The organism is Arthrobacter sp. STN4 (assembly GCF_024539665.1).
Classification (GTDB): Bacteria; Actinomycetota; Actinomycetes; order Actinomycetales; family Micrococcaceae; genus Specibacter.
The window spans coordinates 220533-242241 of record NZ_JAKZGX010000002.1; the positions used below are offsets into that span (position 1 = coordinate 220533).

The following is a 21709-nucleotide window of genomic DNA, read 5'->3' on the forward strand; positions in this document are numbered from 1 at the left end:
TTCGACCCTGCAGGCGAAAGGCCCCCAGTGAGCGAAAAGTTCCTCACGCACTACCAAGTCCTTGGTGTGCCCAGCACCGCGACGGATCGGGAAATCAAGATCGCCTACCGCAAGGCGGCGCGGCTTTCACACCCCGACCACGGCGGCGATCCGGCCCTGTTCCGTAAGGTCACGGCCGCGTACGAGGTGCTTGGCAACCCGGAGCAGCGGTTGCGTTACGACAGGTCCTACGCGCCAACGGCCCGCAACGGCTCCGCTCCCGGATACGGCACGGGCTACGGCACGGCAGGGCGCGCGGCCGGGCAGGCCTCCGGTACGGGGCGGCCCGGCGGCTTCCCTGGCACAGGCTTCAACGGCACGTTTTCCACCCGGCGGCCGCAGCCCGCCCGGAACACCGCCGGCGATCCGGCCGCCTATGTACCCGCCTATGAATCGCCCGACGCCGGGGAAGTGCCCATCCTGCCGCGGGCCACGGCCGCCCAGCCCGTCCATGGCGCGCCCCGGAAGCGTGGCGTTTTCGGTGCTGCCTCGCGCCTGGCGCGCGAGGCCCGCACCGCCCAGCTCATCATGCAGCAGGTACTGCCGGGCATTCCCGCAGCCCGCCTCATCAACGGCCTGGCAGCCCCCGCCAACAGCGGCTACATCGACCACATCCTGGTCTCCGGCTACCGGATCGCCGTGATCGGTTCCATGCTGGTGCCCAACGGCGCGTTCCGCTGGGACGGCAGCATGCTGGTGCACGGCAGCAAGGCGGCCGCCCCGCCGCTGCTGGTGCCGGCCTCCCGCCGGCTGCAGGAGCTCTTTCCCGAATGCAACGTGACGGCATGGGTCTGCGTCCACAGCAGCACCGGCAACCTCTTCGAGCCGGTCATCGACTACGCCCGCGGCACCGAACCGGACGGCTCCAGCACGCTCAACGTGGCCAACGCCGCCCGCTTTGTCCGGGAAGTCAAGCACTTCCTGGCCTCGGGCCCCCTGCCCAACGTGGTGGACCTGCAGGTGCTGGGGCGCCTGCTGGGCGGCATGTATTGACACGGTAAGCTGAAACGGTGTTTCGAATCCTCTTTGTCACCCCCGAAATCCCCGGCAACACCGGCAACGCCATCCGCCTGGCCGCCATCACCGGGGCCGAACTGCACCTCGTGGAGCCGCTCGGCTTTGACTTCGGGGACGCAAAGCTGCGCCGTGCCGGGCTGGACTACCACGACCTTGCCGTGGTCACCGTCCACGCCACGCTCGAGGCGGCATGGGAGGCCCTCGCACCGGAACGCGTCTTTGCCTTCACCTCGGACGGGGAGACCAGCTACACGGACATTGCCTACCGGCCCGGGGACGTGCTCATGTTCGGCCGCGAATCCGTGGGCCTGCCGGAGGACGTCAAGCATGATGCCCACGTGACCAGCCGTGTCCGGCTGCCCATGCTCCCGTCCCTGAGGTCGCTCAACCTGGCCAACTCGGCCTCAATCGCCGTCTACGAGGCCTGGCGCCAAAACGGCTTTTCCGGGGCCCGGCTCTAACCGCCACCGCCCGGCCACCGTTTACAACCCACCACCCCCACTGGAGGCATGCATGTCCGCTCGCGATCCCGGCCTGGCTTTCACCGACGGCGCCCTGCAATTTGAACTGTGGGCGGACAAGCTCTGGGATCCCATGGGCCGCGACGTGGCCGCGGCCGCCGTGCTCCAGCCCGGCGAAAAGGTGCTCGACGCCTGCTGCGGCACCGGTGCCGCCACGCTGCCGGCCGCCCTGGCCGTGGGCCCCCAGGGGACGGTCGACGGCGTCGACCTCTCCACCGGGCTGTTGCGGATCGCCGCGGCCAACCTCGCCGAGCGGGGCATCCTGAACACGACGCTGACCGAGGCCGATGTCACCCAATGGCGCGGCCACCGCACCTTTGACGCCGTGCTGTGCTCCTACAGCATGTTTTTCTTCGCCGACATGGAAGCCGGCGTGGAACACCTCGCCTCCATGCTGCGCCCGGGCGGACGTTTCGTCACCAGCACCTGGGTGGAGGGGGCACTGGAACCCTTCGCCGGCCGCATCCTGGACGCTGCCATCAAGGAACGCCCCCGGCTGGCCGGGGTGGTGCCGGTGGCGAACCAGAACATGGCGAAGATCGCTTCGGCCCGGTCGCTGGCCGACTGGCTCACGGCCCGCGGACTCCAGGACGTTGCCGTGTCCACCCACCCGCTCACCCTGTCCGTGGACGACGACATGGCGTGGAACCTGGTCATGGGCAGCGGCTGGCGCACCCTGCTCCCCCGCGACCCCGAGGCCATCGCACGCGTGCGCAAGGACTTCATCCAGTCCGTGGGTCCGCGGGTTGAGATGAATTCCGACGCGCTGATCGGAATCGGCTCGGTCCCGGCGTAGCCAGCTGGAAGCTGGGAATATCCTGGCAATTTCCCACTGCCCCTTGCCGGGGCGGCGCCATTCTGAAAGTCTCCGACGAGATCGCATTGACCGTAAATGACGGTCTGCTTGACAAGACCTGTCAAGCGGGCGGCGATCGTTCCCGAAGGAGTTTTCATCGATGAAAAGAATCCTCGCCCTGGCAGGCTCCGGCCTGCTCGTGCTGGCAGCCCTCGTTGCAGGGTCCGCGCCGGCACAGGCCGCGCCGTCGCACCGCTCCATCCAGGTTTGCGCGACGCCCCGGCATGGCGACGCCGCGTGCACCGCCCGCCAGGCGGCAGATCCCGCCGGCCGGCCCGTCACCAACGCCGGCGCCCCGCCGTCCACGGCCCTCACCCCGACCCAGCTCAAGAGCGCGTACAACCTCACGGGCCTCGCTTCCGGCGGGCGCACCGTGGCCATTGTGGACGCCTACGGCTACCCGAACCTTGAGCGTGACCTTGGCGTCTACCGCTCACAGTTCGGCCTGCCCCCGTGCACCACGGCCAATGGGTGCCTGCGCATCGTCAACCAGACGGGCGGGAGCAAACTGCCGCGCATGAACACCGGCTGGGCGCAGGAACAGGCGCTCGACGTCGACGCCGTCTCGGCCGCCTGCCCCGACTGCAGGATCACGGTCCTGCAGGCCAGCACCGCCTCCTTTGCCAACCTCGGCACGGCCGTCCAGACGGCGGCGAAGATGCCCGGCGTCGTCGCCATCTCCAACAGTTACGGCGGCTCCGACGCGTCCGACTCAAGCTACGGGCAGTACTACAACTTCCCGGGCATCGCGGTCACGGCCAGTGCCGGCGACAACGGCTACCAGGGCGCGTCCTATCCGGCGTCCTCACGCTACGTGGTCGCCGTGGGCGGCACGTCCCTCGCGCCCGCGTCCAACACGCGCGGCTGGAGCGAGTCGGTGTGGAGCGGGACCGGCTCGGGCTGTTCCGGCCTCAACGCGGCCCTGCCCGCGGCATCGTCGTCGAACACGGGCTGCGCAGGACGGGCCATGAACGACGTCTCCGCCGCCTCCGACCCCAACGTCGGCGGGCTCGCCGTCTACTACCCGACCTCAAGCTCGTCCTCGACCTGGGGCCAGTTCGGCGGGACCAGCGAGGCCTCGCCGATTATCGCCTCGGTGTACGCCCTGAGCGGCAACACCGGCTCCGCCGCGACCGGCAGCTACGCCAACGCCATCCCGTATGGCCACGCCGGCAGCCTGTTCGACGTCACGTCCGGCTCAAACGGCCCGTGCCCGACGGCGCAGTGGTGCACCGCGGGGACGGCCTGGGACGGTCCCACCGGTCTGGGCACCCCGAACGGTGTGGCCGGCTTCTAGCGGAAGCGGCCGGCGAAAGCTCCCGGCAGGCCCGCTGTTCGGGCCTGCCGGGACCTCTCTGGCTACGCCCGGCGGCGCTTGATCTCCTCCACCGCCTGCGGCAGCACCTTGAACAAGTCGCCCACAATGCCAAAGTCGGCGATTTCAAAGATCGGCGATTCCGGGTCCTTGTTCACGGCCACGATGACCTTGGACGTCTGCATGCCGGCCTTTTGCTGGATGGCGCCGGAGATGCCCACGGAAACATACAGCTGCGGGGAGACCTTCTTGCCGGTCTGGCCCACCTGCGCGGTGTGCGCAATCCAGCCGGCGTCCGTTGCAGCGCGGGACGCGCCCACGGCCGCACCGAGCACGTCGGCCAGTTCCTCCACCGGGCCAAAATCGCCGTCCACGCCGCGACCGCCCGCCACCACGATCCGCGCGTCCTCCAGCTCCGGCCGGCCCGAAGCGGCCCGGGGGGTGCGCTGGACAACCCTGGCACCCAGGCTGGCCGGGGCGAAGGCCACCTCAACGCTCTCGACGGCGGGCGCAGCGGCTGCCGCAGCCGGGGCGGCCTCCACGCTGTGGGACTTGACCGTGATGACGGCAACGGCGGAGGTGGCCCGCGCCGCCACGGTGTAGGACCCCGCCAGGACGGACTTTTGCGCCACGAGCGCGCCGTCAACTGCCTCGACGGCCACGGCGTCGGTGACGACGCCGGCGTTGAGGGCCACACCCACACGCGCGGCGATTTCCTTGCCCTGGGGACCGTTGTCCAGCAGCACCGCCGTGGCGGACACCGAGGCAGCGGCCTGCGCCACCAGGTCCGCCTTGGGCGCCACAAGGTAGTCGGCGAGCTCGGCCTGCGTGGAGTGGAGGATGCGGGCAACACCGTAGGCACCGAGCTCCGCGGCCAGTTCGGCGCCGACGGGCCCGGCCACCACGGCTACGGGCTCGCCCGCGGCACGGGCCAGCGTCAGCAGCTGGAGGGCGGTGGGGTGCAGCCGGCCGGGAGTGTCGACCTGGTCGATAAAAACAACAATGGTTCCCATGTGCGAATCCTTAGATGAGTTTCTGCGCGGCCAGGAAGTCGGCCAGGGCAATGCCTGCCTCGCCCGAGTCGGTGATGATGGTGCCGGCCGTGCGGGCCGGGCGTTCGGCGGCGGCATCCACGCGGGTCAGCGACCCTGCGGGCCCGACGGCGTCCGCGGCCAGCCCCAGCTCGGCGAGGGTGACGGTGGTGACCTTCTTTTTCTTGGCCGCGAGGATGCCCTTGAAGTTCGGGTAGCGGGGCTCGTTGGCCTGGTCCGTGACGGACACCAGCACGGGCAGGGCGGCCTGGATTTCCTCGCTGAAGTCGTCGCTGTCCCGCCGGGCCGTCACGGTGCTGCCCTCCACCTGAAGCGATGAGGCGAAGGTCAGCTGCGGCAGGCCCAGCCGGGCGGACAGCTGCGCGGGGACGAGCGAGGTTTCGCCGTCGGTGGAGGCCATGCCGGTGATGACCAGGTCCACGGCGCCCAGGGACTTGATGGCGGCGGCCAGCGCCAGCGAGGTGGCGGAGGCGTCGGAGCCGGCCAGGGCGTCATCGCTGACGTGAAGGCCCTCGGTGGCACCGATCTGCAGGGATTTCTTGACCGCTGCCGCTGCGGCGGCCGGGCCCAATGTCAGGGCTGTGACCCTGTTGCCTGCCTTCGCGCCGCCGCGGGCGTCGGTGAGCGCCAGGGCGGCCTCCAGCGCGTATTCATCCAGTTCGCTCAGGATGCTTTCGTTGCGGTCCATGCGGTGGCCATCGCCTGTGAGGTGCCGGTCAAATTGCGTGTCTGGCACGTATTTGACCAGTACCACAATGTTCAGTGCTGAGTTTTCCACTACTGTCCTTTGTGTCAGGGACGCATCGTTCCCGCCCCGTTCCCAGTGCTGGGCCGGAAGCGGCGGATTGTCCTGAAGCCTGTCCCCAACAGCTTAGTTCGTACCGGTCCGGAGCCGGAATTTCCCGGGTCGCTTCTTTACCTACGGCGAAATTGTCCGTCGGCCGCGGCTGCCGCGCCCCGCACACGCGGAAGGCGCCGGGACATTGCGTCCCGGCGCCTTCCGCGTGTGCGGTCCCGGATCCGGTCAGCTGCTGGCCTGCAGCGTGTCCAGGGTGACATCGGCCTGCATGGTCTTGCCGTTGCGGATGAAGGTGACCTTGACGGTGGCCCCTCCGGCCTGCTCACGGACCGCGGCCGTCAGGCCCGACGCGTCGGAGATGGTGCGGTTGCCGAACTGGGTGATCACATCGCCCTTTTGCAGGCCCGCCTTCGCCGCCGCGCTGCCGGAGGACACCCGGGCCACCGTGGCCCCGGAGGAGAACTGGCTGTTCTGTCCGAGGGCGGAAGTGCCGCTGACTTCGACGCCCAGCTGGCCGTGTGTGGCCTTGCCCGTCGCGATGATCTCCTGCGCGACGCGCTTGGCGTGGTCGATCGGGATGGAGAAGCCCACGCCGATGTTCCCGCTCTGGCTGGTGGAACTCGAGGAACTGCCGGTGGAGGCAATGGCGACATTGACGCCAATGATCTGGCCGTTGGTGTTGACCAGCGCGCCACCGGAGTTGCCGGGGTTGATGGCGGCGTCGGTCTGGATCACATTCAGGTTCACGGAGCCGGTGGCCGCCGCATTGTTCTGCCCGCCCCCGGGAGGGGAGAACTGGAAGCCGCCGTTGCCCCCGCCGTCCTGGCCCTGCGGGGATCCGTCGCCGGGCGTGGACGGAACGGCCGAGGAGGCCACCTGGATGGTCCGGTTCAGCGTCGAGACGATGCCGTCGGTGACTGTGCCGTCCAGGCCCAGCGGCGAACCGATCGCGATGACCGTGTCGCCGACATTGATCTTGTTTGAATCCCCCAGCGTGGCCGGCACCAGGTTCGGGGCATCAATCTTCACGACGGCGAGGTCGGAGAGCGGGTCGGTGCCGACCACCTTGGCCGCGTACACCTTGCCGTCGCTGGTCTGCACCTGGATCGTGGCGTGGGCCGCCTGGCCGTCCAGCGTCACGACGTGGGTGTTGGTCAGGATGTGCCCCGCCGTGTCCAGGACGATCCCGGATCCCGTGCCGCCGGAGTTGCCGCTGGTGGCGGAAATGGTCACCACGGACGGCATGGCCTTGGCTGCGGCCGCCGACACGGCGTTGACCGAAGTGGGGTTGTTGACCACCAGGGGCGCGGCCGGCTGGTTGGACGCCGCCACGACGCCCGAGTTCTGGCCCGCCACCAGGAACGACGTCCCGGCCGCCACGCCGCCGCCAATGAGTGCCGCGGCCACCACGCTCGCCGCGAACAGCCCCATGCCCACCTTCCGGCGCTGCTTGGAGGGCGCCTTCACCGCCGGGGCGAGCGTGTGCGGATAGGCGTTCGACGCCGGGTATCCGGCACCTGCGTGCGTGCCGGCACCGGCCTGTTGTTCCGGGGTGCCTGCCATCTGTCCGTAGGCCGGTTGGCCCTGCTGTGCATCCTGCGGGGCATGCCGGCCGTACGCGGGGGCGGCATGGACGTCGGGGCCGGACTGGGGCCCCGTCGACGGCGCGGCCGCCGGGGGCTGCGGGTAGGAGTGGCCGGCCCCGCCGTACGGCCGGGCGTCGTCAGCGGCCGCCTGGGGTTCCTGCTGCTGCGGCGTGCCGGATTGGGGCGCCTGCCACTGTTGGGTGGTCTCCGGCACGGGCCGCTGGATCGGCGCGGTCGGGCTGTTGTTTTCCTGCTGTGCCGGTTCCTGCTGTGCCGGTTCCTGCTGTGCCGGTTCCTGCTGTGCCGATGTGTCGAGCGAAGGCGCCACGGCCGGCTGCTCCCGGCGGGCTGCCTCCGGGCCGTCGCTGTTTCGGTTGCTTTCCCCGCCAATGTTCTCGCTCATGAGCTTTCCCTTCATTCAACAAATCTTGTGATGAACCCTTGATTGATATCCATCATGGTCGGCAGGGCTGATGCCTTTGGGAACGTTCGCTGGAAGGTAGCTGTGAAGAGCTCCCAGCTTCCATTATGTCGTGGAGTCCGTGCCCGGTCACCGTTGGGACTCCTGGACGCGGGGTCCACACAGTGCGGACACGGGCGCCGTGGATAATTCCTGCCTAGAATCATTGAGGAAGCACCAGCAATGCTCCTGCCCGTCCAGCGCACATGAAGGTGAGCGATGTTCTCAAGGTCCAGGCCATTTTCCCGACTCCTCGCGGTGCTGGGATTCGCAGCCCTCATGCTGTGCCCCGCAGCCATCGCCCAGGCCGGAACCCAGGGTGCGCTACAGCCAGGCACTGCGGCATCCCTCACGTCCCCGTCCCATGGACTGCCGGCCCGCGCCGTGCAGGCCGGCACCTTAAGGGCCGAGCCTCCCGTGACCATTCCGGCAGGCAGCTACATTGTGGACGACGCCCATGTCCTGGGCGGCCGGAAGGCGGACGTCAGCTCCGCCATTGACAAGCTGGCCAAGGACCATGGCCTGACCTTCTTTGTGGTCTACGTCAATTCATTCGACGGCATGACGGGCGATGCCTGGGGCACCGAGGTGGCAAACAGCAAGCAGCTGGGCGCCAACGACGCCCTGCTGGTCGTCGCAGTCAAGGACAGGAAATACGCACTCCTGGCCGACACCGGCGTGATTCCGGCCGCCAAGAACCAGAACATCCAGGTCAAGGCCATCAAGCCCCAGCTGGCCGCCGGGAACTGGGCACAGGCCGCGATCGACGCCGCCGCGGCCCTTGGCGACGCCGCCGGCGGCGGCGCGGGCAACGTGCCCAACCCCACGGGCGGGTACGTGGCGCTGGGCGTGGGCGCCGTCGTCGTACTGGGCGGTGCGGGAACTGCGCTGGCCATCCGCAGCCGGCGCAAAAAGGCTGCCGCCGACGCCACCGCCCAGGGCTACGGCCCCGACGGCAAGCCCCTCGACGCCAACGCGGGGATGACCGTGGAGCAACTGCGCAGCAAGGCCGGTTCGCTGTTGATTGCCGCGGACGACGCCATCAAGAACAGCGAACACGACATCGGCTTTGCCCAGGCGTCGTATGGGGACGGGGCGGTCAAGCCCTACCAGGCCGCCCTGGCCCGGGCGAAGGAGCACCTGACCGAGTCCTTCAAGCTGCAGCAGCAACTCGACGACGAAATTCCGGACACGATTGACGAACAACGCCGGTGGCTGGGCGAGATCATCCAGCGCAGCGAAGACGCAAATGCTGCGCTGGATGCGGAAAAGGCGTCGTTCGACGAACTGCGCGAGCTGGAACGCACGGCCCCGCAGGTGCTGGCGAAGGTCAAGGCCGACGCGGCCCAGGCAGCCACGGCCGTGGCCTCCTCGGATCAGGCGCTCACCGCGCTGGCCGGCAAATACGCTGATTCAGCCCTTGCCACGGTGCGCGACAACGTCGCGCAGGCGCGGGAGCGGCTGGCCTTCGTGGACACGGCCGCGGACGACGCCGACGCCAAGCTGGGTGCCGCGGACACCGCGAACGCCGCCCTGTCCGTCAAGGCCGCCGAGGAGGCGCTGCTGCAGTGCAACGTCCTGCTGGCGGCCATCGGCAAGACCGAGAAGGCCATCAACGACGCCGCCACAACGCTGGGCACCGCACTGCCGGAGGCGCTGACCGACCTGGAACGGGCCAAGTCCATGGTCGACTCCCCCGAATTTGCCCGCTTCGCGCCCACCGTGGCCGCGGCAGCGTCGGTCCTGCAGGATGCCAAGGCGCAGGGAGCGGCCGGGCGGACCGATCCCGTTGCACTCCTGGGCGCCGTGCAGGGCGCCCACATCCAGCTGGACGAACTGCTCACCGGCATCCGGGACCAGCAGCAGCAGGCCCTGCGGGCGCAGGCATCCCTGCAGCAGACCATTGCCGCGGCGCAGGCACACATCTCCGCGGCCCAGGACTTCATTGCGGCCCGGCGCGGCGGCGTGGGCACGGAAGCGCGCACCCGGCTCTCGGAGGCCCAACGCAACCTCGAGTACGCCATGGCGATTGCTGACAAGGACCCGGCCAACGCGCTCACCTACGCCCAGCAGGCCCAATCCCTGGCCCAGCAGGCCATCCAGTACGCCCAGCAGGACGTGGACAGGTTTGGCGGCGGCGGCTTTGGCGGCGGCTACGGAGGGCGCGGCGGCTCGGGCATGGGCGGTGCCATCCTCGGCGGCATCATCGGCGGCCTGCTCGGCAGCGGCGGCGGCTTCGGAGGAGGCTTCGGCGGAGGTGGCTTTGGTGGCGGATTTGGCGGGGGCGGCGGCGGATTTGGCGGGGGCGGCGGCGGCGGATTTGGCGGGGGCGGCGGCGGCGGATTTGGCGGCAGCGGCGGCAACTTCTAGGGCGCCGATTTTGCCCTCCGCCAAGTTCCCCGCCCCACGCCGTGCGCGCCGCGCCACGGTCACCTAGACTCAAAACGAGGTACCAGGAAGTTCCGCAAATCAGGCACAAAGAGACAAGCACGGACGATGTTCAACAGTAAAAATAAGGGGAAGAGAATGGCAAAGCAGTCAATTTTCGGCCGGATTGCGCAGTTGGCAAAGGCCAACATCAACTCACTATTGGACCAGGCCGAGGATCCGGAGAAGATGCTGGACCAGATGGTGCGCGACTACAAGGCGAACATCACCGAGGCTGAGGGCGCGGTGGCACAGACCATCGGCAACCTGCGCATGCTCGAGGACGACTACAACGAGGACGTCAAGGCGGCCCAGGACTGGGGCTCAAAGGCACTGGCCGCCAGCCGCAAGGCCGACGAGTTCCGGGCGGCCGGCAATCCCGCCGACGCGCAAAAGTTCGACAACCTGGCCAAGGTGGCCCTGCAGCGCCAGATCTCCTCGGAAAACGAAGCCAAGTCCGCCCAGCCGAACATTGCCGCCCAGACCGACGTCGTGGAGAAGCTCAAGACGGGCCTGCAGCAGATGCATGTCAAGCTCGGCGAGCTCTCCAGCAAGCGCAATGAACTCATTGCCCGTTCCAAGACCGCGGAGGCACAGACCCAGGTCCACGATGCCCTCAAGAGCATCGACATCATGGACCCGACCAGCGAGGTCAGCCGCTTCGAGGAGAAGATCCGCCGCGAGGAAGCCAAGGTGCGCGGCCAGAACGAACTCGCCGCCTCCAGCCTGGACGCGCAGTTCAACAGCCTCGAGGACCTGGGCGAGCAGACCGAGGTGGAAGCCCGTCTGGCAGCACTGAAGTCCGGCGGCACGGCGGCAGCGCAGCCGGCCATCTCGCAGTCGGCGGGGACCCCGGGCGCCGACACTGTCGACGAGGCAGACTTCGACAAGCTCTGACCACCCACTGCACAGCTGTGGCGGGGTGCGGGGCGCCGTCCTACATCTGCGTGAACGCCGCCACGGCCGGGTCCGCGCCAATGCGGTCGCCGGTTTCCAGCGCCGAGATCCGGGCCAGCTCCTCCGGCGTGAGCGTCAGGGCGGCGGCAGCGAGGTTTTCGCGGATGCGCGCCGGCGTGGCCGACTTGGGAATCACAATGTTCCCGGTCCCCAAATGCCAGGCGAGCACCACCTGGGCCGGCGTCGCGGCGTATTTCGCGGCCAGTTCCGTCACCACGGGGCTGGCCAGGTCCCGGCCCTGTCCCAGCGGGCTGTAGGCCTCCACGGCGATGCCATGGCTGCGCGACTTCTCCGCCAAGTCCGCCTGGTGGAACGTCGGGTGGGCCTCGATCTGGTTCACGGCGGGCACCACGGAGGCGCCGGCCAGCAGCGTGTCCAGGTGCCCGGACAGGAAGTTGGAGACGCCGATGGCACGGACCAGGCCTTCCGAATACAGCGCCTCGAGTTCCTTCCAAGCCTGCGTGTACAAGCCGAGGGACGGCACCGGCCAGTGGATGAGGTACAGGTCAATGACGTCCAGGCCCAGGGCCTTCCGGCTGGCCTCGAAGGCCGCCCGCGGACTGCCCTGCTCGCCGTTGCGCAGCTTGGTGGTCACAAACACCTCGTCGCGCGGAATGCCGGACTCGGCGAGCGCCGCCCCGACGCCGGCCTCGTTGCGGTAGGCCGCGGCCGTGTCGATGTGGCGGTAGCCGGCGGCGAGGGCCTCCCCCACGGCCACGCGGGTCTCCTCCGGCGGGATCTGGAAGACGCCGAAGCCCAGTTGCGGGATTTCCACGCCGTTGTTCAGGGCCAGCACCGGAACTGCAGCGCTGTTGGGGGTCGAATCGCTCATGTCCAACTCTTTCCTTTCGTGCCGTCCGCCCCGGACGGCGTTTTCCTCCAGCCTAAGCCCCGCCCCGCGGGCAGGCAGCCCACCACGCAGGCCCGGGCCAGTCGCGGGCATTGCAGTCGCGGGCACTGTGTCGCGGGCATTGCAGTCGCGGGCACTGCGTCGCGGGCATTGCAGTCGCGGGCATTGCAGTCGCGGGCATTGTGTCGCGGCCCTTGCATTGCGGCCAGGCAGTGGATTGCACCGGCGCCCCGGGGCACAATGGTGCCATGGGCATGAAATACACGCATCTGGGCCGCAGCGGCCTGACCGTTTCCCGCCTCTGCCTGGGCACCATGAACTTCGGTCCGCACACCGCGGAGGCCGACGCCCACCTCATCATGGACCAGGCCCACGACGCCGGGCTGAACTTCCTTGACACAGCGAACGTCTACGGCGGCGCCGCGAACCGGGGCTGGACCGAGGAAATCGTGGGGCGCTGGATGGCGCGGGGCGGCGGGCGCCGGGAACGGACGGTACTGGCCACGAAGGTCTACGGCGCCATGGGCGACTGGCCCAATGACGGGAAGCTGTCCGCACGCAGCATCCGCATGGCCCTGGATGCGAGCCTGAAGCGGCTGCAGACGGACCACGTTGACCTGTACCAGTTCCACCACGTGGACCGGGACACGCCGTGGGACGAGATCTGGCAGGCCGTCGACACGGCCGTGCAGCAGGGCAAGATCCTCTATGCGGGCAGCTCCAACTTTGCCGGCTGGCACATCGCCGCCGCCCAGGAGGCGGCGGCCCGGCGCCCCGTCATGGGCCTGGTCAGCGAACAGTCCATCTACAACCTCATGGAGCGCAGCATTGAGCGGGAGGCCATCCCGGCTGCGCAGCACTACGGGCTTGGCATCCTCCCGTGGTCGCCCCTCCACGGCGGCCTGCTGGGCGGCGTCCTGGCCAAGGAGAACGACGGCGTGCGCCGCACCGGGGGCCGCGCCGCCAAGGCGCTGGAAGAACACCGCGACGCCATTGGCGCGTTTGAGGACCTTGCCGCCGGGCTGGGCCATGCACCGGCCGATGTGGCGCTGGCCTGGCTGCTGCACCAGCCGGCCGTGACGGCGCCGATCATCGGCCCGCGAACGTCCGCGCAGCTGGATGCCGGGCTGCGGGCCCTGGACGTCGCCTTGGATGGGGACGCACTGGCCCGCCTGGATGAGATCTTCCCCGGCCCGAAGACGGCACCGGAAGACTACGCCTGGTGAGCGGCTTCAACGACGAGCTGCGGTGGCTGGCCCAATCCAAGGCCGGGTCGGGCACCGCTCCCCCGGCCGGGCTGCGCGTGCTGTTCCTGGGCGGCTCGGGGGTCATCAGCGCCGGCTCCGTGGCCCGTGCCGCGGCCCTGGGTTTTAACGTGACTGTGCTCAATCGCGGGGTCAGCGCCCGGCGTCCCGTTCCGGCCGGCGTCGAGCACCTCGTGGCGGATGTCCGGGACCCCGGCGCCGTGCGGCACGTCCTGGGCCGGCGGACCTTTGACGTGGTGGCCGACTTCCTGACGTTCACGGCCACGCAGGCCGCCTCGGCCGTGGAGCTGTTTGCGGGGCGTTGCCGGCAGTATATTTTCATCAGCTCGGCATCGGCCTACCAAAAGCCGCCCGCCAGTCTGCCCATCACGGAGTCCACGCCGCTGCGCAACCCGTTCTGGCAGTATGCGCGAAACAAGATTGCGTGCGAGGACGTGTTCACGGCGGCGTACCGGGAACTTGGTTTTCCCGTGGCCGTGGTGCGCCCGTCGCACACCTACGACGCCACGCGGCTGCCGCTGCTCTTTGGCTGGACCGATGTCCACCGCATGCGGGCGGGGCTGCCGGTGGTGGTCCACGGGGACGGGACGTCGCTGTGGACGCTGACCCACACGGCCGACTTCGCCGTCGGCTTCGTGGGGCTGTTCGCGCTGGACGCCGCGGTGGGCGGGAGCTTCACGATCACCTCCGACGAGGTGCTGCCGTGGGATGCCGTGTACCGGACCGTGGCCGCGGCGGCCGGTGTCGACGACGTGCGGCTGGTGCACGTGGCCAGCGACACCATCGCCGCGCAGGCGCCGGAGCTGGGCCCCGGGCTGCTGGGCGACAAGTCCCATTCGGTCATTTTCGACAATTCGAAAATCAAGGGGTTGGTGCCGGGCTTCCGAGCCCGCATCCCATATTCCGAGGGCGCCCGGCAGATCATGGCCTGGCACATCGGCCACCCGGAGGCGCGCGTGGTGGACCCGGTGCACATGGCACTTTCGGACAGGCTCGGCGCCTTGTAAGGGCGCCCCGGCAGGGAACGCAAAGGCACGCACATGCGAACGTAATGCCATATATTTTCCGCAAATGAGGATATAGACTCGCAGGATGGCACTTATCCGCGTTTCCGAGGCCGCCCGGTTCCTTGGTGTCAGTGACGACACCGTCCGGCGCTGGCTGGACAACGGCACCCTCCATGGCCAAAAGGACGGGCAGGGCCGCATCGTGATCGACGGGGTGGAACTGGCCGCTGCGGCCAAGTCGGCCTCACAGCTGCCCGATGACCCCACCGGCGTCGGCAGTTCCGCCCGGAACAGGTTCGTCGGCCTGGTCACCAACGTGACCCAGGACCTGGTCATGGCCCAGGTGGAACTGCAATGCGGCCCCTTCCGGGTGGTGTCCCTCATGAGCAGCGAGGCCGTCCGCGACCTCGGCCTGGAACCGGGCTCCGTGGCCACCGCCGTCGTCAAGTCCACCAATGTGATCATCGAGATTCCGCAAGGGGCCAAGCCGTGACAAGAATTTTCCGCAAGCCTGCCGCCGCGGCCGCCCTCCTTTTGACGGTGTCCCTGGCCGCCTGTTCCGGGGGTGCCGCCGGGACGGGAACCACCGCCGCGCCGGGCAGCACGCCCGGACTCTCCGGCACCCTGACCGTCTTCGCCGCCGCATCGCTGAAGTCTACGTTCACCGACCTGGCCGCCATCTTCGAAAAGGACAACCCCCGTGCCAAGGTTGCCCTGAGCTTTGACGGCTCCTCCACCCTGGTCAGCCAAATCACGCAGGGCGCCCCGGCAGACGTCTATGCCTCGGCAGACCAGGCCAACATGGCCAAGCTCAGTGATGCCCGGCTGGTCGAAGGCACGCCGGCCATCTTCGCCACGAACATCCTGACCATGGTGGTGCCGCCCGACAACCCCGCCCACATCAAGACCTTTGCCGACCTCGCCAGGCCGGGTGTGAAGGTGGTGGTCTGCGCGGCACAGGTCCCCTGCGGTGCCGCCGCCAAGACGGACGAGGCGGCGGCCGGCGTCGTCGTGAAGCCGGTGAGCGAGGAACTGAACGTGACCAGCGTCCTGGGCAAGGTCACCTCGGGGGAGGCCGACGCCGGCCTGGTCTACGTCACCGGCGCCGCCACGGCCGGTGACAAGGTCAAGGCCATCCCCCTGAAACTGGCCCGCCCCACCGTCAACAAATACCCGATCGCCGCGGTTGCCACATCGCAGAAGCAGGCCCTCGCCAAGGCCTTCCTGGCCCTGGTCACGGGGCCGGCGGGTCGGAAGGTCCTCAGGGATGCCGGCTTTGGCACCCCGTAACCGCCCCTGGCAGTACCAGGCGGTGCCGCGGTGGGTATACGTTGTGGCGGCGGCCGGGGCGCTGTTCGTTCTGGTGCCGCTGGTGGGCATGGTGGCGAAGGTCAATTGGGGCGAGTTCATCCCGCTCATCACCTCCCCATCCTCGCTGGACGCGCTGCTGCTGAGCCTGAAGACGGCATCGGCCAGCACGGCCCTGTGCATCATCTTCGGCGTGCCGCTGGCGCTGGTGCTGGCCCGGGCACAATTTCCCGGGCAGCGGATCCTGCGCGCACTGATCCTGCTGCCCCTGGTGGTGCCGCCCGTGGTGGGCGGGCTGGCGCTGCTGTACACCTTCGGCCGCGAGGGGCTGGTGGGCAGGTCGCTGACGGTCCTGGGCATTGACATCGCGTTTTCCACCACGGCCGTGGTCATGGCACAGGCGTTTGTGGCGCTGCCGTTTCTGGTGCTGAGCCTGGAGGGGACGCTGCGCACCGCCGGGCAGAAGTACGAGGCCGTCGCCGCCACCCTCGGCGCCCGCCCCTCCACGGTGCTGCGCCGGATCACCGTGCCCCTGGTGCTTCCGGGCCTGCTCTCCGGCGCTGTGCTTTCCTTCGCCCGCAGCCTGGGCGAATTCGGCGCCACGCTCACCTTCGCCGGCAGCCTGCAGGGCGTCACCCGCACCCTGCCGCTGGAGATCTACCTCCAGCGCGAAACCGACCCCGACGCCGCGGTGGCGCTGTCCTTCCTGCTCATTGCCGTCGCCGTGGTGGTGGTGGCCCTCACGTACCGCGCGCCGAAGCAGCCCGCGCGCGTGCCCGAACCGGCGGAAGCTGCTGCGCCATGACCCTGGAGGTGGACGCCACCGTCGCCGGGCGCCGCCTGGACATCTCGCTGCGCGTTGGTGCGGCCGAGACCGTCGCCGTCATGGGCCCCAATGGTGCGGGCAAGTCCTCCGTGGTGCAGCTCCTCGCCGGCCTCCTGCGGCCCGACACCGGCCACGCCACCTTGGGCGGGCGCACCCTCTTCCGCACCGGCAGCCCGGGCCAATGGCTGCCGCCGCATGCCCGCGGCGTGGGGCTGCTGGCCCAGGAGCCGCTTCTCTTCCCGCACCTGAGCGTCCTGGACAACGTCGCCTTCGGGCCGCGCAGCCAAGGCGGCAGCCGGGCGGCGGCCGCAGCGGCGGCCCGGCACTGGCTCGGCGCGGTCGACGCCCTCCAGCTCGCCGGCCGCAAGCCCGGGCAGCTTTCCGGCGGCCAGGCCCAGCGCGTGGCCCTGGCCAGGTCGCTCGCCACCGAGCCCGAGCTGCTGCTGCTGGATGAGCCCATGGCCGCCCTGGACATCGACACGGCCCCGTTCCTGCGCAGCCTGCTCAAGCGAGTCCTGGCCGGCCGCAGTGCCGTCATAGTCACCCACCACGTGCTGGACGCGCTGATGCTCGCGGACCGGATCATCGTCATGGACCGCGGGCGCATCGTGGAGGAAGGCCCTACCGCCGCCATCCTGGCCCACCCGCGCAGTGGATTCGCCGCGTCGCTGGCCGGATTGAACGTCCTCACCGGTTCGCTCTCCGGGACCGGCGTGGTGACGCCCGACGCCGGACTGGTTGCCGGCCGCCTGGCCGGCGCCTTTGCGGACGGTGCGGCGGGCGGCGTGGCAGCGGCGGGACGGGCGCAGGGTTTGGGGCCGTCCTCCGCCGCCCCGGGGCCGGGCGGGGCCGATGGCATGGCCGCCTTCCCCCCGTCGGCCGTGTCGGTGTTCCTGGCGCCGCCCCAGGGAAGCCCGCGCAACTGCTTCCCGGTCACCGTGACGGAGCTGGAACCGCTCGGGGACCACATCCGGGTCCGCGCCGGGCGCCTGGCCGCGGACATCTCCCCCGCCGCGACCGCGGAGCTGCGGCTGGCGCCGGGCGCGCAGGTGTTCTTTGTGGTGAAGGCCGCCGAGGTGGCCATCTACCCGGCCTGACCGGCCGGCAGCCGCCCGAAACGGCTGCTCCAAGGCGGAAAGCCCCGGCCGTTCCCGGCCGGGGCTTTCCTCATCATGGTTGCGGGGACAGGATTTGAACCTGTGACCTCCGGGTTATGAGCCCGGCGAGCTACCGAACTGCTCCACCCCGCGTTGCGTCCTCAACAGTACATGTGAACGGGCGGATTCACCAACTCGGGCGGAAACCGGCCGCCCGGCGGGGTCCCGGCAGGCTCGACCAGCGGGGGTCTCGACCAACGGGGTCCCGGCCGTCGGGGAACTACCGGTGCTTGAACCCGGCGGCACGCTTCTGGGTGAACGCGGCCATGCCTTCCTTCTGGTCCTCGGTGGCGAAGCAGGAGAAGATGAGGCGCCGCTCCAGGCGCACGCCTTCGGCCAGGGTCACCTCATAGGCGGCATTGACTGCCTCCTTCGCGGTCATGGCAACCGGCTTGGACATGGAGGCAATCAGTGCGGCCGTGGCCAGCGCATCCCCGAGCAGGGAGTCCACGGGAACCACGCGGGCCACGAGGCCGGCCTGCTCGGCCTCCACGGCGCCCATGACCCGCCCGGTCAGCACCATCTCCATGGCCTTGGCCTTGCCGATGGCACGGGTCAGCCGCTGTGAGCCGCCCATGCCCGGGATGACGCCAAGCTTGATTTCCGGCTGGCCGAACTTGGCGTTGTCTGCGGCGATGATGAAATCGGCAATCATGGCCAGTTCGCAGCCGCCGCCCAGGGCGTGCCCGGCGACGGCGGCCACCATCGGCGTGCGCACCCGGGCCAGCGCATCCCACGCGGAGAACCAGTCCAGCTGGTACATCTCCACGGAGGACTTTTCCGCCATTTCCTTGATGTCCGCACCGGCGGCGAAGGCCCGGGAGGAGCCGGTGATGACAATGGCGCCCACGCCGGGATCGGCGTCGAACGCCTGCGCGGCGGCCAGGATTTCCCGGCCCATGGCGTCGCTGAGGGCGTTGAGGGCCTCGGGCCGGTTGAGCGTGATCAGGCCGACCCGGCCGCGTTGTTCGGCCAGGATCAGGGTGGAGTCCGTCATATTAAAGATTTCCGTCCAGGTCAGGGTCCAAAAGGGGGTGGGTCAGGCGTCGGGGTCCAGCGCGGCCAGCCCCTCCGAGGCCTCCCGGATCGTGTTGATGATGCCGGAGAAGTCGGTGCCGGCGCCGCCGTTGAGCGAGAAGTGCCGGTAGATTTCCTCGGCGGCGCGGCCCATCGACGCGGCGGTGCCCGTGGCGTTGAGTGCCTCCACGGCCAGTCCCAGGTCCTTGGCCATGAGGGCGCCGGCAAATCCGGGCTGGTAGTCGCGGTTGGCGGGGCTGGTGGGCACCGGCCCGGGGACGGGGCAGTTGGTGGTCAGGGCCCAGCACTGCCCGGACGCGTTCGCGGCGACGTCGAACAGCGCCTGGTGTGTGAGCCCCAGTTTTTCGCCCAGGACAAACGCCTCACTGACGGCGATCATGGATACGCCCAGGATCATGTTGTTGCACACCTTGGCGGCCTGTCCGGCGCCGGCCCCGCCGCAGTGCACAATACGCTTGCCCATGACCTCGAAGATCTCCGCGGCATCGGCAAAGTCCTCCTCGGTTCCGCCCACCATGAACGTCAGCGTGCCCGCCTCGGCGCCCATGACGCCGCCGGACACCGGGGCGTCCAGGCTGTGGTGGCCGGCGTCCAGGGCCATCTTGTGCGCGGTGCGGGCGTCCTCGACCGCGATGGTGGAGCACTCCAGGAACAGCGAGCCCGGTTTGGCGGCCGCCAGCAGGCCGCCGCCGGGGCCGTCGCCCTCATAGGCGGCAAAGACGTGCCTGCCGGCGGGCAGCATGGTGATGACGACATCCGCCCCGGCGGCCGCCTCCGCGGACGATCCCGCCACCGCCACGCCTGCGGCTTGGGCGGCCTCCAGGGCGGCCGGGACGACGTCGAAGCCCGTCACCGAATACCCGGCCTTGACCAGGTTGGCCGCCATGGGCCCGCCCATGTGGCCCAGGCCGATGAAACCGATTGTCCTGCGTGCTGCCTCGCTGCTCATTGCACTGCCACCGATCCATTCCGTGCGTTTGCCAGGCCCAGTTCGTCCGGGCCCAGGTCCTCGAATATCGATTCCACCACTGCGGCCGGCACGTCCGCCAGGGCGGCCGGCTGCCAGGCGGGGTTGCGGTCCTTGTCCACCAGCTGTGCCCTGATCCCCTCGGCGAAGTCGGGCCAGCGCAGGGCCCGCAGCGACACCCGAAGTTCCTGGTCCAGCACCTCCTCCAGCGATCCCAGCGCCCGGGCCCGGCGCAGTGCCTCCAGCGTGACCGTCACCGCGGTGGGCGACTTGGCGAGGATGGTTGCCGCCGCCTTCTCGGCTTCCGGAACGCCCGAGCCGGCCAACCGCTTGACGATGGCGCCGGCGTCGGCCGCGGAATAGGCCGCGTCAATCCAGTCGCGGGCGTTGATCAGCGCGGATTCCGGCGGTTCCTGCCCATGGCGTGCGACGGCGGAGCTTGCGTTGCGCTCGGCCAGCTCGGCTGCCAGCGTGGGCAGCAGGGAGGAGTCAAGGAAGTAGTCGGCCAGGCCCATGGCAATGGCGTCCGCGCCGCTGACCATGCTTCCGGTGAGCCCGGCGTGCGTGCCAAGTTCCCCCGGGGCGCGGGAGAGCAGGTACGTCCCGCCAACGTCCGGGACAAAGCCGATGCCCGTTTCCGGCATGCCGATCCGGGACCGTTCGGTGACCACCCGGTGCGAGGCGTGTGCGGAAATGCCCACGCCGCCGCCAAGCACCACGCCGTCCATGAACGCCACCACCGGTTTGGGATAGCGCTTGATGCGGGCGTTGAGGTGGTATTCATCGCGCCAGAACTGCTCGCTCTGGTGCCCGCCGGTGCGCGCGTCGTGGTAGATCGAGACGATGTCGCCGCCGGCACACAGGCCCCGCCCGCCGGCACCCGAGATGAGCACGGTGGCCACGGCGTCGTCCTTTTCCCAGGCGTCCAGCGCGGCCGCCACGGCCAGGACCATGCCGTGGTTGAGGGCATTCATGGCCTGCGGCCGGTTCAGCACCAGGTGGCCCAAGTGCCCTGTGCGCTGGACCAGGACGTCGTTGTCGTTCATCTGGGGGTCCTCCATGTTCCAGTCTCCATTACCTAGTCCTCGACCGCCAGCCGGCCCACTATCAGCCGCATGATCTCATTGCTGCCCTCCAGGATCTGGTGGACGCGCAGGTCGCGGACAATCTTTTCCAGCCCGTACTCGGAGAGGTAGCCGTAGCCTCCGTGGAGCTGCAGGGCCTGGTTGGCGACGTGGAATCCGGCGTCGGTGGCCACCCGTTTGGCCATGGCGCACAGCTTCACGGTGTCCGGGTCGCCGGTTTCCAAGGCCGCCGCGGCGCGCAGCAGCATGGTGCGGGCGGTTTCCAGTTCCGTGTCCATGTCCGCCAGTTCAAAGAGCAGGTGCTGCTGCTTGATGAGCGGGCCGCCAAAGGCCTGCCGTTCCTTGAGGTACGCCACCGACTTGTCGAAGGCGGCCCGTCCGCCGCCCAGCGAGCAGGCACCTATGTTCACCCGGCCCCCGTTGAGGCCCTTCATGGCAATCGTGAAGCCGTCGCCTTCCCTGCCCAGCCGGTTGGTGACGGGCACCCTGACGTCTTCGCAGACCACCTGACGGGTGGGCTGGGCACGCCAGCCCATCTTCTTTTCCTCGGCGCCGAAGGACAGGCCCGGCGTGCCGTCCGGGACGACGATGGCCGTAATGCCGTGGCTGCCGTTGTCCTGGGTGCGGGCCATGACAATGTAGAGGGCCGAGGAGCCGGCTCCCGAGATGAACTGCTTGGTGCCGTTGATGACGTAATGGTCGCCGTCGCGCACGGCCCGCGTGGACAGGGCGGCTGCGTCGGAGCCGACCCCGGGCTCGGTCAGGCAGTAGCTGCCCAGGTCGGTCATGGCGGTCAGCCCGGGCAGCCAGGCGGCCCGCTGGGTGTCGTTGCCGAAGGCGTCCACCATCCAGGCCACCATGTTGTGGATGGAGATGTAGGCGGCGATGGACGGGTCTGCGGCGGCCAGTTCCTCAAAGATCAGCACGGCGTCGGTGCGGGTCATCCCGGAGCCGCCATAGTCCTCCGCCACGTAGATGCCGCCCATGCCCAGCGTGCCCGCCTCGGCCAGCACGTCCACGGGGAAGTGCTTGGCCTCGTCCCATTCGCCGGCGTGCGGTGCCAGCGCCGTGGTGGCGAAGTCACGCACCATCGCCACGATGGACTGCTGGTCTTCGGTGAGGTTTTCCATGGCGTCTCCTTTGACTTTCCCGGGCCGGCAGGCCGGCCCGTCCTCGT

At 69.4% G+C, this 21709-nt stretch carries 20 protein-coding genes and 1 tRNA gene; 12 read left to right on the top strand and 9 right to left on the bottom strand.

Annotated elements, in window-relative coordinates; all coding sequences use genetic code 11:
* Nucleotides 1–27: 27 nt before the first annotated feature.
* The 4 genes from MMF96_RS03210 to MMF96_RS03225 all read left to right on the top strand — a co-directional run bounded on the left by MMF96_RS03210 (nt 28) and on the right by MMF96_RS03225 (nt 3730).
* A complete protein-coding gene (locus MMF96_RS03210; protein ID WP_176615487.1) occupies nt 28–1032 on the top strand; it encodes a J domain-containing protein in 1005 nt (334 codons plus the stop codon).
* 17 nt (nt 1033–1049) lie between these two features.
* Entirely contained in the window at nt 1050–1517 is a 468-nt protein-coding gene (locus MMF96_RS03215; protein ID WP_176615488.1) for a tRNA (cytidine(34)-2'-O)-methyltransferase, read from the top strand.
* Between the two features lie 52 nt (nt 1518–1569).
* Nucleotides 1570–2373, top strand: coding sequence for a class I SAM-dependent methyltransferase (locus tag MMF96_RS03220; RefSeq protein ID WP_176615489.1), 804 nt, complete (start codon nt 1570–1572; stop codon nt 2371–2373).
* A gap of 160 nt (nt 2374–2533) precedes the next feature.
* A complete protein-coding gene (locus tag MMF96_RS03225; RefSeq protein WP_256882549.1) occupies nt 2534–3730 on the top strand; it encodes a hypothetical protein in 1197 nt (398 codons plus the stop codon).
* 62 nt (nt 3731–3792) lie between these two features.
* On the opposite strand, the gene MMF96_RS03230 is transcribed toward MMF96_RS03225, so the two are convergent.
* The 3 genes from MMF96_RS03230 to MMF96_RS03240 form a co-directional block, all read right to left on the bottom strand.
* Nucleotides 3793–4761: an electron transfer flavoprotein subunit alpha/FixB family protein gene (locus MMF96_RS03230; protein WP_256882550.1), complete on the bottom strand. Its 969-nt coding sequence runs from the start codon at nt 4759–4761 to the stop codon at nt 3793–3795.
* Between the two features lie 10 nt (nt 4762–4771).
* Nucleotides 4772–5563 carry an electron transfer flavoprotein subunit beta/FixA family protein gene (locus MMF96_RS03235; protein WP_176615532.1) on the bottom strand — a complete coding sequence of 264 codons (792 nt, stop codon included), beginning with the start codon at nt 5561–5563 and terminating at the stop codon, nt 4772–4774.
* 261 nt (nt 5564–5824) lie between these two features.
* Nucleotides 5825–7588, bottom strand: coding sequence for a S1C family serine protease (locus MMF96_RS03240; protein WP_256882551.1), 1764 nt, complete (start codon nt 7586–7588; stop codon nt 5825–5827).
* Nucleotides 7589–7903: 315 nt separating this feature from the next.
* Here MMF96_RS03240 and MMF96_RS03245 point away from each other — a divergent pair, with 315 nt between their 5' ends.
* Both MMF96_RS03245 and MMF96_RS03250 read left to right on the top strand, forming a co-directional pair.
* Nucleotides 7904–10015, top strand: coding sequence for a TPM domain-containing protein (locus tag MMF96_RS03245; protein WP_256882552.1), 2112 nt, complete (start codon nt 7904–7906; stop codon nt 10013–10015).
* A 156-nt stretch (nt 10016–10171) separates the two neighbouring features.
* Nucleotides 10172–10969, top strand: coding sequence for a PspA/IM30 family protein (locus MMF96_RS03250; RefSeq protein ID WP_176615492.1), 798 nt, complete (start codon nt 10172–10174; stop codon nt 10967–10969).
* Between the two features lie 40 nt (nt 10970–11009).
* Here MMF96_RS03250 and MMF96_RS03255 read toward each other — a convergent pair whose 3' ends face one another.
* On the bottom strand, nt 11010–11861 hold the full coding sequence (locus MMF96_RS03255) for an aldo/keto reductase (RefSeq protein ID WP_176615493.1): 852 nt from the start codon (nt 11859–11861) through the stop codon (nt 11010–11012).
* Between the two features lie 272 nt (nt 11862–12133).
* Between MMF96_RS03255 and MMF96_RS03260 the strand changes: the two genes are divergently transcribed.
* From MMF96_RS03260 to MMF96_RS03285, 6 genes are all read left to right on the top strand, one after another.
* Nucleotides 12134–13105 (top strand): aldo/keto reductase, encoded by a 972-nt coding sequence (locus tag MMF96_RS03260; protein ID WP_176615494.1) that lies wholly within the window; start codon nt 12134–12136, stop codon nt 13103–13105.
* Nucleotides 13106–13131: 26 nt separating this feature from the next.
* Nucleotides 13132–14151, top strand: coding sequence for an NAD-dependent epimerase/dehydratase family protein (locus MMF96_RS03265; RefSeq protein WP_375141396.1), 1020 nt, complete (start codon nt 13132–13134; stop codon nt 14149–14151).
* Nucleotides 14152–14236: 85 nt separating this feature from the next.
* A complete protein-coding gene (locus MMF96_RS03270; protein ID WP_176615495.1) occupies nt 14237–14644 on the top strand; it encodes a molybdopterin-binding protein in 408 nt (135 codons plus the stop codon).
* Complete coding sequence (modA, locus tag MMF96_RS03275; protein WP_256882553.1) at nt 14641–15441, top strand: molybdate ABC transporter substrate-binding protein; 801 nt, start codon at nt 14641–14643, stop codon at nt 15439–15441. Before MMF96_RS03270 ends, modA begins: the two co-directional genes overlap by 4 nt.
* Nucleotides 15419–16264 (top strand): ABC transporter permease, encoded by an 846-nt coding sequence (locus MMF96_RS03280; RefSeq protein ID WP_256882554.1) that lies wholly within the window; start codon nt 15419–15421, stop codon nt 16262–16264. Before modA ends, MMF96_RS03280 begins: the two co-directional genes overlap by 23 nt.
* Nucleotides 16261–17382, top strand: coding sequence for a sulfate/molybdate ABC transporter ATP-binding protein (locus MMF96_RS03285; protein WP_256882555.1), 1122 nt, complete (start codon nt 16261–16263; stop codon nt 17380–17382). Before MMF96_RS03280 ends, MMF96_RS03285 begins: the two co-directional genes overlap by 4 nt.
* A gap of 76 nt (nt 17383–17458) precedes the next feature.
* On the opposite strand, the gene MMF96_RS03290 is transcribed toward MMF96_RS03285, so the two are convergent.
* The 5 genes from MMF96_RS03290 to MMF96_RS03310 all read right to left on the bottom strand — a co-directional run bounded on the left by MMF96_RS03290 (nt 17459) and on the right by MMF96_RS03310 (nt 21662).
* A tRNA-Met gene (locus MMF96_RS03290) sits at nt 17459–17535 on the bottom strand.
* 127 nt (nt 17536–17662) lie between these two features.
* Nucleotides 17663–18439, bottom strand: a complete 777-nt coding sequence (locus MMF96_RS03295) for an enoyl-CoA hydratase (protein WP_256882556.1) — start codon at nt 18437–18439, stop codon at nt 17663–17665.
* Between the two features lie 42 nt (nt 18440–18481).
* On the bottom strand, nt 18482–19429 hold the full coding sequence (mmsB, locus tag MMF96_RS03300; protein ID WP_256882557.1) for a 3-hydroxyisobutyrate dehydrogenase: 948 nt from the start codon (nt 19427–19429) through the stop codon (nt 18482–18484).
* On the bottom strand, nt 19426–20508 hold the full coding sequence (locus MMF96_RS03305) for an enoyl-CoA hydratase/isomerase family protein (protein WP_176615501.1): 1083 nt from the start codon (nt 20506–20508) through the stop codon (nt 19426–19428). The genes mmsB and MMF96_RS03305 overlap by 4 nt, the downstream gene beginning before the upstream one ends.
* Nucleotides 20509–20525: 17 nt before the next feature.
* On the bottom strand, nt 20526–21662 hold the full coding sequence (locus tag MMF96_RS03310; protein ID WP_256882558.1) for an acyl-CoA dehydrogenase family protein: 1137 nt from the start codon (nt 21660–21662) through the stop codon (nt 20526–20528).
* Nucleotides 21663–21709 lie beyond the last annotated feature (47 nt).

Coding starts and splice junctions, on each gene's coding strand:
- MMF96_RS03280 (WP_256882554.1), top strand. CDS start 15,419: ATGCCGGCTTTGGCACCCCGTAACCGCCCCTGGCAGTACCAGGCGGTG.
- MMF96_RS03220 (WP_176615489.1), top strand. CDS start 1,570: ATGTCCGCTCGCGATCCCGGCCTGGCTTTCACCGACGGCGCCCTGCAA.
- mmsB (WP_256882557.1), bottom strand. CDS start 19,429: ATGAGCAGCGAGGCAGCACGCAGGACAATCGGTTTCATCGGCCTGGGC.
- MMF96_RS03310 (WP_256882558.1), bottom strand. CDS start 21,662: ATGGAAAACCTCACCGAAGACCAGCAGTCCATCGTGGCGATGGTGCGT.
- MMF96_RS03305 (WP_176615501.1), bottom strand. CDS start 20,508: ATGGAGGACCCCCAGATGAACGACAACGACGTCCTGGTCCAGCGCACA.
- MMF96_RS03250 (WP_176615492.1), top strand. CDS start 10,172: ATGGCAAAGCAGTCAATTTTCGGCCGGATTGCGCAGTTGGCAAAGGCC.
- MMF96_RS03255 (WP_176615493.1), bottom strand. CDS start 11,861: ATGAGCGATTCGACCCCCAACAGCGCTGCAGTTCCGGTGCTGGCCCTG.
- MMF96_RS03240 (WP_256882551.1), bottom strand. CDS start 7,588: ATGAGCGAGAACATTGGCGGGGAAAGCAACCGAAACAGCGACGGCCCG.
- MMF96_RS03225 (WP_256882549.1), top strand. CDS start 2,534: ATGAAAAGAATCCTCGCCCTGGCAGGCTCCGGCCTGCTCGTGCTGGCA.
- MMF96_RS03260 (WP_176615494.1), top strand. CDS start 12,134: ATGAAATACACGCATCTGGGCCGCAGCGGCCTGACCGTTTCCCGCCTC.
- MMF96_RS03295 (WP_256882556.1), bottom strand. CDS start 18,439: ATGACGGACTCCACCCTGATCCTGGCCGAACAACGCGGCCGGGTCGGC.
- MMF96_RS03270 (WP_176615495.1), top strand. CDS start 14,237: ATGGCACTTATCCGCGTTTCCGAGGCCGCCCGGTTCCTTGGTGTCAGT.
- MMF96_RS03230 (WP_256882550.1), bottom strand. CDS start 4,761: ATGGGAACCATTGTTGTTTTTATCGACCAGGTCGACACTCCCGGCCGG.
- MMF96_RS03285 (WP_256882555.1), top strand. CDS start 16,261: ATGACCCTGGAGGTGGACGCCACCGTCGCCGGGCGCCGCCTGGACATC.